Origin of the sequence: Longimonas sp., assembly GCF_040409695.1 — a bacterium.
Taxonomy (GTDB): Bacteria; Bacteroidota; Rhodothermia; order Rhodothermales; family Salinibacteraceae; genus Longimonas.
Genome location: NZ_JARWGJ010000083.1, coordinates 24540 through 38366, shown reverse-complemented (window position 1 = coordinate 38366; position 13827 = coordinate 24540). Strand labels below are relative to the sequence as shown.

Sequence of the window (13827 nt, the reverse complement as noted above, 5' to 3'; positions counted from 1 at the left end):
GCAAACGAGATGGCAGCGGGGCCATCCCAGGGTTCGGTGAGGCAGGCGTGATACTGGAAGAAGGCGCGTTCTTGCGGCGACAGCTCGTCGTTGTGCTCCCACGCAGGCGGAATGAGCATGCGCAGCGCGTGGGGGAGCGAGCGTCCACTATGCAGCAGCACCTCCACGGCGCTATCGACGATGCACGAGTCGCTGGCGTTGAGGTCGAGCACCGGACGGATGCGGTCGAGGTCGTCGCCAAAAGGGTGCGCGCCAAACTGCGCCTCGCGAGCGCGCATCCGGTTGACGTTACCACGCAGGGTGTTGATTTCGCCGTTGTGGCAGATGCGACGAAACGGCTGCGCGAGCGACCAGCGCGGCAGCGTGTTGGTGCTGAAGCGCGCGTGCACCAGCGCAAACTGACTCATCAGCGCGGGCACCGACAGATCCGGGAAATACCCACGCAGCTGGCCAGCTGTCAGCATCCCCTTGTACACGACCGTCTGCACCGACAGACTGGCCACGTGGATGGTGCCGGCCGCTTCAGGCAGGCGCGTCTGAATTTGCCGTTCGATGCTGCGACGCGCTACGTACAGTTGACGCTCGAAGGTCTGCTTCGACGAGTGCTCGCGGGAGGACGCGACCACACACTGCATGATCGTAGGCTCGTTTTCGGTGGCCACGTTGCCCAAGACGTGCGACTCGGTGGGCACGGTGCGCCACCCGAGCACCGACAGGCCGTCGGATTGCAAGGTAGATTCGGCGAGTCGGATACAGGCGGTGCGGAGCGGAGGGTCGTTCGGGAGGAAGAGCGTGCCGACGCCATAGGCCCCGGGCTCCGGCAGGTCGATGTCTTGCGATTGCGCCCATTGTCGGAAGAACGTATCCGGGATCTGGATGAGCACCCCCGCCCCATCGCCGGTCGTACCATCGCATCCACAGGCCCCCCGGTGCTCCAACTGCTCCAGCACCGACAGCCCTTCGTCGATGGCCGCGTGCGATGGATCGGCATTCATATGGGCGACAAACCCGATGCCACACGCATCGCGTTCACGATCGGCAGAGAGAGCGTCGGCGTGCATAGGCATACGGGGACGAGCGGGAGTCCGCTGGAAGCGAGGTATAGATGAAGACGCAGGGAAATGAAGCTACTGTGCAGAGAAGGGGAGGTTTGGGATCACACAAGCCCGTAGTTGGATGGAAGCGCTACCAGCAGGTTGAAAGCGCTTTTCTTCATAAAGGGGAAGATGCTACAGAAAAAACCTGACAGGCCATGGTGACCTGTCAGGCTTAGCTTCCTACTGCAGCGATGGGGCTTGTATCTGTCAGAACGGGTTCACGCCCATGGCATGCCAGGCAAAGGCATAGCGATCGGCCCACTCAGCGATGCGCGACTCGGTGGAGCGTCCAGCGCCGTGGCCCGCGCGGGTCTCCACGCGAATCAGGACTGGATTCGCTCCCGCGTGCTTATCCTGCAGCTCCGCCGCAAACTTGAACGAGTGGGCGGGCACGACCCGGTCGTCGTGGTCGGCAGTAGTGATGAGCGTCGACGGGTAGCGCGTGCCGTCCTCGACGTTATGCAGTGGCGAGTAGCCGAGCAGATACTCGAACATCTCCTCGCTCTCTTCAGCAGTGCCGTAATCGTAGGCCCATCCGGCGCCAGCAGTAAACGTGTGGTAGCGCAGCATGTCGAGCACGCCCACGGCAGGAAACGCCACCTCAGCCAGATCTGGGCGCTGCGTCATGACGGCCCCGACAAGCAGCCCGCCGTTCGACCCGCCGGCAATGGCCAGGCGCTCGCTCGACGTGTAGTCGTTATCGATCAGGTACTCCCCGGCCGCAATGAAGTCGTCGAACACGTTCTGCTTGTTGGTGCGGATGCCCGCCTCGTGCCACGACTCGCCGTACTCGCCGCCGCCCCGAATATTCGGCTGCGCGTAGATGCCGCCGTTATCGAGCCACAGCATGCGCTGGATGCCGAAGGACGGACGCAGGCTTACGTTAAAGCCTCCGTATCCATACAGATACGTGGGGTTCGTGCCGTCAAGCTCGGTGCCCTCCTTGTACGTGATGAACATCGGGATCTCGGTGCCGTCTTTGCTTTCGTAGAAGACCTGCTCGGTGATATAGGCGTCGGGATCCATCTCGATACTGGGCATCCAGAACTGCTCTGACGTGCCCTCTTCGATGTCGTACGCAAAGATGGTCGAGGGATACGTAAACGAGGTGAATGTGTAGTAGAGCGTGCCGGCGTCCCGGTCGCCGGAGAACCCGCCTGCAGTGCCAATGCCGGGCAGCTCCACGTCGCGAATGAACGTGCCGGCGTAGTCATACTGCTGCACCTCGGTCTGCACATCGACCAGGTAGCTGGCAAAGAGGGATCCGCCCGCGCTGCTTACACTGAGCACATGCTCCGTTTCGGGAATGACGTCGGTCCACTGCTCGGGCGTCGGATCGTTGATGTTGGCTGCTACGAGGCGATAGTTGGGTGCATTCAGGTTCGTGCGGATGAGCAGCCGATCGCCGTCGGTGTCGATGACGGTGTGATCGTTGTCGAAGTTATCCACGACCGGTTCGAGCACGCCGTTGGGGTCCTCCAGATCCTGCACGTAAATCTCGTTGCCGGTTGTGCTCTCCGCAGCGCTCACGATCAGAAAGCGTCCGTCTTCGGAGACACGCCCCGATACGTAGCGCCGAGGGGTCTCTTCGCCGCCAAACACGAGCGTGTCCTCAGACTGCGGCGTGCCGATCTCGTGGAAGTACAGTTTGTGCTGGTCGGTCATGGCCGAGAGCTCACTGCCTTCGGGCGCCTCGTAGCTGCTGTAGTAGAATCCGTCGTTGCCGCGCCAGGAGAGGCCCGAGAACTTGACATCAACCAGCGTATCGCCCACCTGCTCCAGCGACTCGGTGTCGCGTACGATCACCTTGCGCCAGTCGGAGCCGCCTTCCGAGATGGCATAGGCCACCAGGCTCCCGTCGTCGGTAAAGCTGGTGGTGGCAAGTGATGTGGTACCGTCTTCAGAGAACGTATTCGGATCCAGAAAGACCTCGGCCTCCTCGCGTAGATCGTCGCCACGTAGCCCCTCAATGTTGGCTGTTCGGTAGAGCACAGACTGATCTTGCAGTCCGTCGTTCATCGAAAAGTAGTGGTAGTCGCCCTCAGCACGCGGTGCTGTTACGCGCTCGTAGTTCCAGGCCTCGGTGAGCTCCTCGCGGATCTGATCGCGAAACGGAATTGCTTCGAGCACGCCAAACGTGACTTCGTTTTGCGCCTCCACCCAGGCTGCGGTTTCATCGGAGGTGTCGTCTTCGAGCCAGCGGTACGGATCGGCGACCTCCGTACCGAAATAGGTATCGACGACATCGCCCTGGCGCGTGTCCGGATAGTCGGATACCTCGATGGCCTCCCATGGGGTATCCGACACTTCGTTGAAGGACGCATCGTCTGTGTTAGCGACATTTTCGGGGTGATCATCTGGCGCATCGCATCCCATAAAAAACATTAGGAGGAGAACACTGCAGAGGCTACGTACAAGATGGTGCATGGCGTACGGGCTTGGCCGATTGAGGGCATAATACGTGCACATATGGTAGGTACCGTGGCGGTGAAATGCACATCAAGGTGCGTGCCCGGTCTGGCTTCCGTTATGAGTCTGCTGAAAGCGTGCATAGACTGCATCGTTGCCGGTTCTCGGCTAAAGCACTCCTGTTCGGTGCTACATGTTAGGTGCTATATGTTCGGTGCTGGTTGGCCGTGCGCAAAACACCTGACCCTGCCACTCGTTACGATGATGGTTATACCTTATGCTCGCGATTACGCATAACCATCTTTTTATATGTCTTCAACCGATACGTCAGCTGTAGAGGTTCGCAATCTGTACAAGGTATTTGGCTCATCGACCGAGGAGGCGCTTTCGCTCCTTGACGAGGGCTACTCCAACGAAGAGATTTTAGAGCAGACCGGATGCACCGTGGCGGTCAACGACGCTTCGTTCACGGTCCGTCAGGGAGAGATCTTTGTGATCATGGGGCTGTCGGGCAGCGGCAAGTCGACGCTGCTGCGCTGCCTGAACCGGCTGGTTGAGCCCACCAGTGGCTCGATATATGTCGACGGGGATGACATTACGGAGATGAGCGATGCCGAGGTGACGGCCCTCTGCCAGAAAGTGTCGATGGTGTTTCAGCACTTTGGGCTGCTGCCGCATCGGACGACCCAGTCGAATGTTGAGTTCGGCCTGGAAGTTCGTGGCGTCGACAAAGAAACGCGTCGCAAGCGCGCTCAGGAAGCTATCGAACTGGTGGGACTCAAGGGGTACGAGGATCACAAGCCTGCAGCCCTCTCCGGAGGGATGCAGCAGCGCGTTGGGCTGGCGCGTGCGCTGGCGAACGACCCCGATATTCTACTCATGGACGAGCCTTTCAGCGCGCTCGACCCGCTCATACGTAGCGAGATGCAGAACGAGCTGATCAGCTTGCAGCAGGATGTGCAGGGTACCATTCTATTCGTGACGCATGACCTTGACGAAGCGCTTAAGATCGGCGACCGCGTCGCCATCATGAAGTCGGGGCGGGTGGTGCAGGTTGGCACGCCCGAAGAGATTCTGACGAAGCCTGCCGACGACTACGTGCGCTCGTTCGTGCAAGACGTAGACCGAACGCGTGTCATCCAGGCGTCGACGCTGATGCGGTCGTATCCTACCGTGCATCTAACTGAAGACAAGCCCCATGGTCCGGCTGTCGCTATCCGAAAGATGCGTAAGGACGGCACCTCAATCGTTTACGCCGTAGACGCTGATGGAAAGCTGTTGGGCATTGTGCGCCTCGACGATGCCGTGTCGCTACGCACACAAGATGCCGACGATCTCGGCGAAGTACTTGTGCACGAAGTGCCTACGGCCCACCAGAACACTCCTGTGGCTGCACTGCTTCCTGTTGTCTTCGAAGCCGAGCTGCCTATTGCTATCCTTGATGACGACGATGTGCTTGTTGGTGTCGTTGATCGGGCATCTATCTTATCGGAGATGACCACCAACATTGAGAACCTGATGGAGTCGGGTGCGCTTGGCAAGGATGCCACGCCCGAGAAAGCCCAGCTCAAGCACGTCGGGTCGACCGAGCGCCCGCTTAACGGCGCCCCTTCTGCAGATGCCGAAAGCGCGGCCTAAGCGCTCTGAAGCCTTTTTTGTAGGCAGCCTGTAAGCAGCCTGTAAGCAGCACCCGCATCTACCTTCTCCTGTTCTCACGAAAGAGACCTTCTATCTCCTGTGATCGAGTTTGATATTGGCGCCGAGTTCGAACGACTTATTAACTGGCTAACGACGAACTTCTCGGCGGCCTTCGACGCTATCACTAACTTCATAGCCCTGCTCATCGGCGGACTGGAGTCGGTTCTTCTGTATCCCCCGAGCTTCGTCATGATCGCCCTTCTGACCGCCCTGGCGTGGTGGATATGCTCACGCGGCATGGCCCTCTTCAGCGCTATTGGACTGCTGCTCATCGACCAGGTTACGATCCCGCTTCCCTTCACCGAGGCGAGCTTTGTGTTTGGGATGGGATTCTGGACGCTTCTAATGGAGACCGTAGCGTTGACCCTGATTGCAACGCTTCTCTGCCTGGTCGTTGGCATTCCTGTGGGCATCTGGGCCTCCAAAAATGAGGCCGTGCACCGCGGCGTGCGTCCCGTGCTCGACTTTATGCAGACGATGCCCGCCTTCGTCTACCTCATTCCGGCCGTGCTTCTGTTCGGACTGGGCGAGGTGCCGGGCGTCATTGCAACCTTTATCTTTGCAACGCCTCCTGTCGTGCGCCTCACCAACCTGGGCATCCGCGAAGTACCTGAAGAGGTCGTCGAAGCGGCGCGCTCGTTTGGAGCGACCACCCGCCAGACGCTGCTCAAGGTGGAGCTTCCCGTAGCGCTTCCTACCATTATGGCCGGTGTAAACCAGACCATCATGCTCGCGCTCTCTATGGTTGTGATTGCAGCGCTGATTGGTGCCGAGGGCCTCGGACAGCCGGTTGTGCGTGGGGTGACCCAGCTTCAGATCGCTGACGGATTCAACGGGGGACTCGCGATCGTTATCCTGGCAATCTATCTCGACCGCATCACGCAAGCCATCGGCGAACGCGCAGCTACGCAAGAGCCGCAGGCGACCGTGGCGTAGCATTGGTGCACAGCATGCTATGGCATACCGCTGCATCGCATCGCGACACGCATAGCATCGCGACACGCATAGTACCGATAACGTAACATCTAATTACGCAGACTTTACGCGTACTTATAAACTATTGAGCGTGATGGCGATTGCGTGGCTACTGTAGCATTGTGTATGCACATCCGCAGTCGTCTGGTTGCCTCGTGCTGCCTGTCGGCTTGTGGATTCTGCTGCACTCCCCCACGCTGCATTACCTTGCAGAGATGAATCGTTGTTTATTGCATAGTTTTACTTACCTTCTATGGCGCAATCTCAACTGACATCCGATCCCCTTTCCAACCCAACCCGATGGCTTTCGGGGGCACTTGCTGCTCTCCTGATCGGCGTGTTTGCCCTGACAGGCTGCGGTGGCGACGCCGACCCCGCTGATGAACGCGACGATATTAGCTTGGTCTATGTGAACTGGGTTGAAGGTGTAGCCATGGCCCACGTGATGCATGAGCTACTCGAAGATAGCCTCGACATGAACGTCGACCGCATGAGCGAGGTCACAGGCGGCGGTACCGCCTTCTCGTCCGTTGCTTCAGGCGCTGCCGACGTGTTCGTCGAGGCTTGGCTCCCCATTACGCACAGCAGCGCCATGGAAGAACACGAGGGCGAACTGAAGAAAGTCGGCCAGTGGTACGATCGTACAACCGTGGGACTGGCCGTTCCTGCGTACACCGACATCCACTCGGTGGATGATATCGCCGACCACCGCGACGCTCTCAATGGACGCATTCACGGCATTGAGTCCGGCGCTGCTGTCAACCAGCAAGCACGCGATATCCTTGCCAATAACAACATCGAAGGGTTCGAGGTGCTTGCATCGAGCGGACCCGCTACCTGGTCGCAGCTGCAGCGCTCTATTGAGAATGAAGACCCCATCATCGTAACTGGCTGGCAGCCGCACTGGAAGTGGGGACGCTACGACCTGCGTTACATTGAAGGAGCCCAGACCGGCCAGACCGATGTGTTTGGCGAGCCCGAGGACATCTTCGCTGTCGCTCGGACCGACTTTGACGAGCAATTCCCTGAGCGCGTAGTTCAGTTCTTCGACAATGTGAAGGTTAACGACGAAGAGCTGAATGCGCTCATGCAGCCCTATCGTCCCGACGCCGACACCGACGACCCGTATGAGGCCGCCCAGCAGTGGATTCAAGACCACCGCGAAACGGTTTCCAGCTGGATCCCTGATGACGTAGAGGCTGCCGACGACTTCACCGCATCTCGCTAATCTCGCATCGCATGGTCCACTACGCCGGAGCCTACTGGGCTCCGGCGTATGATTGGACGTCCACCCGATCCACCGTCGCACAGTATTATCTCTGTATTATCTCTGTGCGGATTCTAACCGCTTTTACTTTCGTTCTTCTGTGAAGAACCTACTCCCCCATGGCTAAACTGACTACAACACTCTGTCTCATCCTTGCACTTGTCGGAATGCCTTCCGCGTTTGCGCAGTCCGATAGCGTTGAGAGCACGGATGCCGCCGCATCAGACGACGCGTCCGAGAGCGCAACAACCACGCAACAGGATGACGAGCCTACGCTCGACGTGAACGTAGGCGGCTCCATCAGCTTCAACACGCTGTTTCGCAACTACGGTGCCGATACGCCCTTCGAAGAGGGGGCCGACCGTGTGCTTAGCGACGGCGCGTTCACGTTCGATACCTTCCGCATCAACGCCAACGGAAGCTACGGCGACCTCACCTTCTCGACCGAATACGCCATCTATCCCGATGCCTTCGGCGGGCTCTTTATCCATCATGGATGGGTCGGATACGCCTTCAGCGATGCCGCTGAGGTGCAGGTCGGCGTGAGCCAGTCGCCGTTTGGCATCCAGCCGTTTGCCTCCAGCAGCTGGTTCTTTAACAACACCTACTATGTGGGGCTTGAAGACCAGTACAACTCAGGCGTGAAAGCCCTCTTCTCGCCGGGCAACTGGGATATCCAGACAGCTTATTACATGAACCCGGCAGGCACCGACTTCTTCGGCACCACCACCGCCGATCGGTACTCGTATGACGTAGTGCCCGGTGCTGACAACCTCCGCAACACGGTGCAAGAACATCAGGGCAATCTGAAAATTGCCCGCACTTTTGTGCACGGCGATGATGCCTCAACAAAAGTTGGAGTTTCTGGACAGATTGGCCAGTTGACCAACCAAGGCAATCAAGACTTTGAAACGCCAGAAGACCCTGCTGCCGGCAACACCGACTGGCACGGTGCCTATGCGGTGCATGTACAGCAGCAGCTGGGCGGATTTGAAGCGAAGCTTCAGTTTGCGCAGCAGAATATGAACCCGCCCGTTGCCGATGGCGAGAGCACCGACTTCGTAACGATGGGGGCCTACGGCGGCACCTACCGCGTAGCCAGCGACATCGACGTCTACTCGACGAGCCTGTCGTACACCATCCCCGTAGACATCGGGCCGATCTCGGCGATCGCGCCGCACTACGACTACAGCCAGGTCGTGAAAGACGTCGACGGCTGGAACGACAACGTGTCACACATCCTCGGATTCACAACCGCAGCCGGACCGCTCTTCGCGTACACCGATCTTATCATCAGCAAAGGGCATCCCTTCAACCAGCCCTTCGATGAAACCTTCGGCGGCGTCATGGCCCAGCAAGCCGACAATGAGTGGCGCACGGCCTTCAACATCAACATCGGGCTGTACTTCTAACACGGTCCCTGTTGCACGTTACAATGGCGCTGCCTTGCTACATGCAGGGTAGCGCCATCGTTTTTGTGCACGTACTCTTTACAGCTTTACAGGGTCAAGGGGGATGCGCACGCGGATCTTCTGCCGCGTATTCCTTTTCACCGTTGTCCGTCTATCTATTGTACTCAATCTTATTCTATGTCTGATACGCCCTCGCTCACGTCTAAACAGCGCGCCTTCTTGCGCGGCGCCTCGCACGACCTTGATCCGGTTGTCCGTATTGGCGACAGCGGACTCACCCCTGGCGTCGTTGCCGCGGTTGAGGAAGCCTTCAACACCCGGGAGCTGCTCAAAGTGAAGACCCTGGGTGGCTCACCCGATGACGTGCGTGCTCTAAGCAACGACCTACTCGACCGCATCGGCACCGGCGCGTCGCCCGTTCACGTGGTACAGATCATTGGTAGCATTATGATTCTGTATCGCCCCTTCCCTGAGGACCCCGAACTGGAATTGCCGTGATGGAAGGATTCGAGTTTGAGACGCTTGGAGGGGTAGACGTATGAAAGGCCCGCGCGAGGTCCTCTCTCCTCCATACCCACACTCACACGTTCGTCTCATCCGGGACTTCAGCCCAACCGTCCTGGTTGATCTCGGCCATGATCGGAAAGAGCTGGTCGAGCCCTTCGTCGATCTTGGTCTTTGCAACGTGGTTAATGTAGTTACTCAGTGTTTTAAGGCTGATCAGCGCGTTGATCTCGTAAAGATGCATGCGCGTAATGCCCCGCTTTTCCAGCTGAGCCAGGTCATCGTCGTTTAGCCAGCCTTCCTTATCGAGCATGAGGCGTGTGGCCTGCACGACGGCCTTGAGCCGCTCATCAGCCGGCAAGCGCCCCTGGTTGATGGCTTCGATGCTCTCCTTAGACAAGCCCGCAGCATAGCCCAGCGCGGCGTGCGTGCGAGCACAGTAGTGACAGTCGTTATAGCGCGAGACGGTTAAGATAACAGCCTCCCGTTCGTCATCCGGAAGCTCTCCCTCTTCCATCAGCTCCATCGCCGCAATATAGATCTGCGCGACGGCAGGGTTGTGTTTGTTTACGACCTTAATGATCTCAGGCACGAGTCCGTAGTATGCCTGAGCCATCTTCACGGAGCGGTCGAACTGGGTCTTGCTGGGCGTAGCCATCGGAGCGTTAGGACGTTGGGAGCAGGAAGCGACGCAGGAGTGGCGGGGCGAGGGTCGTGCAGATGGTTGCTCGACAGAGCGCTACCCCACAAACAGACGCTGGCGCCGGGTCGTCTTTGGTTTCTGGAAACGATTTCCCAGCTGATCGTCGATTGGTTTAAGCGGAGCCTCGACGGCGAAGTTGCTGATATGGTGGGTGAATGCCGTCATCTTCTTCATCCCCGTAAGCGCAAAAATTTCGTAGAGGTCACCGCGCGTCACTCCCTGGTTTCGGAGCTGTTTTATATCGTCTGGCGTAAGCCATGCGCGCTTCTCACACGAACGATGCGTAGCTTCAACGAGCGCCTGGAGACGCGTATCATCGACGGCTTTCCCGTCCAGGAGCTGTCCGACAAGCGTTGGGGAGAGGCCCGCATCCAGCGCCATACGTGCATGCACCGCCGCGTCGTACCGGCTGTCGTGGATGCGTGCAAGCTCAAGCAAAACCGCCTGCTGCTCACGACGCGAGAGGACCCCGTTCATCAGCGCCTCGTCGGCAATCAGATATACCGCAGCGGGCGCCGCTGTATATGCTCCCGTTTCCTTAAAAAAGTTGGGCACAACGCCGTACAGACGGCGCGCCTCCTCATGCATCTGTGCTGCCGACGGCTTATCCATATCCTCGATTCAATTACATAAACGTTTACATAAAGCGTATTAGCAACATATACTTGCCAAATGATAGCAGTTATATGCCACGATGTCAATAAAACTTGCCATACAGTCTACAATACGAAGCAAATCTCAGATCGGATGGTCTTTAGACGCTAATCGAGATGGAGATATGGCGGACCTTTGCCAGCACACAGAAATTCAGGAAGTTATGTAGCTCTGAGAAGCCGTCAGAAGACCTGCGCCGCTGACTGCAGCTTGCAGTGAGCTTTCAAGGGCTTTCAAGGGCTGCTCTGAATGGGCAAAATCAATAAGCAGTGGCGCTGCCCAATGCTCAATATCTGCTCAATATGAGAGCGTGAAAAAGTCTTCCTCACGCTCAGCATGAAGTTCCAGCAGGTCGGCCTGCGTAAGCTGCACAAGGATCGCCGATGCTTCATCAGCAGATAGGTCGGCCATGCGCGCAAACTCAGCAACCGTTACGCGGCCGTAGTCTTTGAGATAGCGCAGCAGCAGCGACTCTGCATCGCCAAACGACACGGAGAGGCCGTTCGAACGCATATCGTCTTCCATGAGCCGAACCGACTCTGGACTTGCCTCTACGCTCATATCGTCGACGCGGATGTATGCTATCTCGTTGTTGTTCGCCTTGCGTACCACATGCGGCTTTGCCGGACTCTCTGGTACCTGCACCACGAGCACGTCGCGGCGTGGTGCAATAACTACGCGGTTCGTATGATACGGCACGGGGGGCTCACACCAGTCATTGATTGCTTGGCGTAGGATGAAAGCCTCTTCTGCCGCATCGTCGACGCCAACCAGTGTGCCATCGTCGTCGACGCCCAGCAAGATACGTCCGCCTTGCGTGTTGGCCAGTGCAACCACCTCTTTTGCGATACGCTCCGGGCGTGGCACTCGGTGTTTGAACTCCAACGTTCGGCCTTCTCCGAGCGAAACCAGTTGTTTGAGTTCTTGAAGCGTCATAGGCGGTGCAATGCAATCGTACAAACAAACCCCGAGATGTGACAGGATTCCAGAAGAGCAGTAACGACCAGAAACGAGGAAGTTGTACCCGCGCAGTTAGTCTTTTGCGTTTCGTTGCACTTCAGGATGCACGCTGAGGTATGCTTTCGGTAGCATCTGAAGCGATCATTCCACCGCTATGGTAGGCTACGGTACTGGTACGCAGCAACGGCGAACGTCTATCTGGACGGAAGACATCTTACGCAGATAGGGGTTTCCAGAGGCGGCTTACCCCCGTGCTCCTTCAACGAACGGTCGTACCTCAGGCTTTGGATCACGCGCCATTAGCCGCTCCATCAGCGCGTGCGGATCGGCGTCTTCATGCAGAATAGCATACACGGCAGACGTAATGGGCATGTCGACCTCATTTTGATGGGCCAGCCGGTAAATGGCTTTCGTGGTGTAAACGCCCTCCGCAACCATGTGCATAGCGTCGAGCGCTTCGCCGAGTGTCTGCCCGTGCCCCAGTTGCTCGCCCAGGTGACGGTTGCGGCTGTGTCCGCTCACGCACGTAACGACCAGGTCACCAATGCCTGCAAGTCCGGCAAACGTTTCGGGGGCGGCTCCGAGCGCTGTTCCCAGTCGGCGCAGCTCGGCCAGGCCTCGGGTAATGAGTGCAGCTTTTGCATTATCGCCGTAGCCTACGCCATCGCAGATGCCCGCTGCCAGCGCCAGCACGTTCTTCGCTGCACCGGCCATCTCCACGCCGAGTCGGTCGGTATTGGTATACACACGAAACCGGTCTGTCATGAACAGGTCGCGGACTGCCTCGGCCCACTCTTCTGTGGGATGCGCTGCTACGACCGTTGTAGGGGCATCCAGCGCGACCTCTTCGGCATGGCTTGGCCCCGAAAGCGCCACACAGGGAGGCAGGTTGTGATGATCGGCCCACACTGCCTCCATCACTTGCGTCATGGTCTCGCCCGTTTCGCTATCGATTCCCTTGGCAAGCGAAACCGCACAGGTGACCTCCCCGAGATGCCCTTGCAGCATCGTAGCTACGCTGCGCACTGCGTGTGAGGGTACGGCGAGGGCCCACATCGGCGCCGCTTGCGCCGCAACACGCACATCCGACGTGATGTGCACGTCTTTGGGGAGCACCGTGTCTGGCAGGTACGTTTCGTTGCGGTGCGTGCTACGCATCTCGTTGACCTGCTCTTCTGAGCGGCTCCACAGGCACACGGTTCGACCGTGCCTCGCCAGATGCACAGCCAGTGCCGTGCCCCAGCTGCCACTTCCCCATATCGTCAGGTCTGCGTTTTTCATGCCTACGTGTGCGTTGCAAGTAGAAAAGATCGAAGAGTAGATGCCAGCGAAAGCACAACCGGCGAAAGCACAATGTGCAAGCAGCGAGGCGTAGGAATGCGCATCTGCAGCAGCCTATATCTCATCAACCCACGTTATATCTCGTCGCGCCCAATCATGCCTTTTGCCGGACGGAATGAGGAGAATTGATTTTCTTCTCCGGCTATGAGTCTCCGTATGTTGGAACGGTGTGCAATAATGATACCCAGCGCCAGCACAATACCGACCACCAGTATGCTTATGTTCAGTCCCGTACCAAAAACAAAGATCTGCACAGCAACGGAGACGGGGAACGCGACCGCGCTAATCATTGAGGCCAACGATACATATCCAGACGGAAGCAGCACCGCAACGAAGATCGCCATAACGACCAGCATCGTGAGCGGTGTAATAGCCAGCAAAGCCCCTGCGGTCGTTGCAACTCCTTTTCCGCCATCGAAACCAAGGTAGAGCGGAAACATGTGACCTACGATCGCTGCAAGGCCTGCCAGGAGCGCAACGACTGTTGCTACCGTATCTGCTTCCCAGCTTCCCATAGACGGGAGTGCCCCCAATCGCAGCTGTGAAATGACGCCAGCAGCAAACGCTCCTTTGCCCATATCGAATAGTAGCGCACTGGAACCAACTTTCCACCCAAGCACCCGAAATGCATTTGTTGCCCCAGCGTTGCCGCTTCCGTAGTCCCGTACGTCAATCCCATGCACCATCTTTCCCAACCACACGCTGGATGGCACGGAGCCAATGAGGTAGCCAAGAACGAGGATAACGGCAAGGGTTAGCATAACTGCAGCGCTCGAAAGCGCGAATGACCAAAAGAACCAGGCGGGG

11 protein-coding genes and 1 pseudogene are annotated in these 13827 nt (G+C 58.1%); 5 read left to right on the top strand and 7 right to left on the bottom strand.

Translation table 11 applies throughout. The annotated features are described in order from the left end of the window. Both PPP56_RS05370 and PPP56_RS05365 read right to left on the bottom strand, forming a co-directional pair. Positions 1-1061 (bottom strand): annotated as a pseudogene (locus tag PPP56_RS05370) (glutamate synthase subunit alpha); the annotation flags it as partial. A 243-nt stretch (positions 1062-1304) separates the two neighbouring features. Further along, positions 1305-3473 (bottom strand): prolyl oligopeptidase family serine peptidase, encoded by a 2169-nt coding sequence (locus PPP56_RS05365; RefSeq protein WP_353563004.1) that lies wholly within the window; start codon positions 3471-3473, stop codon positions 1305-1307. 342 nt (positions 3474-3815) lie between these two features. Between PPP56_RS05365 and PPP56_RS05360 the strand changes: the two genes are divergently transcribed. The 5 genes from PPP56_RS05360 (at position 3816) to PPP56_RS05340 (ending at position 9356) form a co-directional block, all read left to right on the top strand. Beyond that, positions 3816-5144: a quaternary amine ABC transporter ATP-binding protein gene (locus PPP56_RS05360; RefSeq protein ID WP_353563003.1), complete on the top strand. Its 1329-nt coding sequence runs from the start codon at positions 3816-3818 to the stop codon at positions 5142-5144. Positions 5145-5243: 99 nt separating this feature from the next. Then, complete coding sequence (locus PPP56_RS05355) at positions 5244-6140, top strand: ABC transporter permease (RefSeq protein ID WP_353563002.1); 897 nt, start codon at positions 5244-5246, stop codon at positions 6138-6140. Between the two features lie 292 nt (positions 6141-6432). After that, on the top strand, positions 6433-7407 hold the full coding sequence (locus PPP56_RS05350; protein WP_353563001.1) for a glycine betaine ABC transporter substrate-binding protein: 975 nt from the start codon (positions 6433-6435) through the stop codon (positions 7405-7407). A 158-nt stretch (positions 7408-7565) separates the two neighbouring features. After that, positions 7566-8858 (top strand): hypothetical protein, encoded by a 1293-nt coding sequence (locus PPP56_RS05345; RefSeq protein WP_353563000.1) that lies wholly within the window; start codon positions 7566-7568, stop codon positions 8856-8858. A gap of 177 nt (positions 8859-9035) precedes the next feature. Then, entirely contained in the window at positions 9036-9356 is a 321-nt protein-coding gene (locus PPP56_RS05340) for a YhbY family RNA-binding protein (protein WP_353562999.1), read from the top strand. Between the two features lie 82 nt (positions 9357-9438). Here PPP56_RS05340 and PPP56_RS05335 read toward each other — a convergent pair whose 3' ends face one another. The 5 genes from PPP56_RS05335 to plsY all read right to left on the bottom strand — a co-directional run bounded on the left by PPP56_RS05335 (position 9439) and on the right by plsY (position 13781). Continuing rightward, positions 9439-10020 carry a carboxymuconolactone decarboxylase family protein gene (locus tag PPP56_RS05335; RefSeq protein WP_353562998.1) on the bottom strand — a complete coding sequence of 194 codons (582 nt, stop codon included), beginning with the start codon at positions 10018-10020 and terminating at the stop codon, positions 9439-9441. Positions 10021-10101: 81 nt separating this feature from the next. Further along, positions 10102-10677 carry a carboxymuconolactone decarboxylase family protein gene (locus PPP56_RS05330; protein ID WP_353562997.1) on the bottom strand — a complete coding sequence of 192 codons (576 nt, stop codon included), beginning with the start codon at positions 10675-10677 and terminating at the stop codon, positions 10102-10104. A 339-nt stretch (positions 10678-11016) separates the two neighbouring features. Next, a complete protein-coding gene (locus tag PPP56_RS05325) occupies positions 11017-11655 on the bottom strand; it encodes an AlbA family DNA-binding domain-containing protein (RefSeq protein ID WP_353562996.1) in 639 nt (212 codons plus the stop codon). A 267-nt stretch (positions 11656-11922) separates the two neighbouring features. After that, positions 11923-12960, bottom strand: a complete 1038-nt coding sequence (locus PPP56_RS05320; RefSeq protein ID WP_353562995.1) for an NAD(P)H-dependent glycerol-3-phosphate dehydrogenase — start codon at positions 12958-12960, stop codon at positions 11923-11925. Positions 12961-13094: 134 nt separating this feature from the next. Continuing rightward, entirely contained in the window at positions 13095-13781 is a 687-nt protein-coding gene (plsY, locus tag PPP56_RS05315; RefSeq protein WP_353562994.1) for a glycerol-3-phosphate 1-O-acyltransferase PlsY, read from the bottom strand. Positions 13782-13827 lie beyond the last annotated feature (46 nt).

Bases quoted from the DNA above. Each gene is read 5' to 3' on its own strand.
- PPP56_RS05340 (WP_353562999.1), top strand. From the start codon at position 9,036: ATGTCTGATACGCCCTCGCTCACGTCTAAACAGCGCGCCTTCTTGCGC.
- PPP56_RS05335 (WP_353562998.1), bottom strand. From the start codon at position 10,020: ATGGCTACGCCCAGCAAGACCCAGTTCGACCGCTCCGTGAAGATGGCT.
- PPP56_RS05345 (WP_353563000.1), top strand. From the start codon at position 7,566: ATGGCTAAACTGACTACAACACTCTGTCTCATCCTTGCACTTGTCGGA.
- PPP56_RS05365 (WP_353563004.1), bottom strand. From the start codon at position 3,473: ATGGGATGCGATGCGCCAGATGATCACCCCGAAAATGTCGCTAACACA.
- PPP56_RS05330 (WP_353562997.1), bottom strand. From the start codon at position 10,677: ATGGATAAGCCGTCGGCAGCACAGATGCATGAGGAGGCGCGCCGTCTG.
- PPP56_RS05325 (WP_353562996.1), bottom strand. From the start codon at position 11,655: ATGACGCTTCAAGAACTCAAACAACTGGTTTCGCTCGGAGAAGGCCGA.
- plsY (WP_353562994.1), bottom strand. From the start codon at position 13,781: ATGCTAACCCTTGCCGTTATCCTCGTTCTTGGCTACCTCATTGGCTCC.
- PPP56_RS05320 (WP_353562995.1), bottom strand. From the start codon at position 12,960: ATGAAAAACGCAGACCTGACGATATGGGGAAGTGGCAGCTGGGGCACG.
- PPP56_RS05350 (WP_353563001.1), top strand. From the start codon at position 6,433: ATGGCGCAATCTCAACTGACATCCGATCCCCTTTCCAACCCAACCCGA.
- PPP56_RS05360 (WP_353563003.1), top strand. From the start codon at position 3,816: ATGTCTTCAACCGATACGTCAGCTGTAGAGGTTCGCAATCTGTACAAG.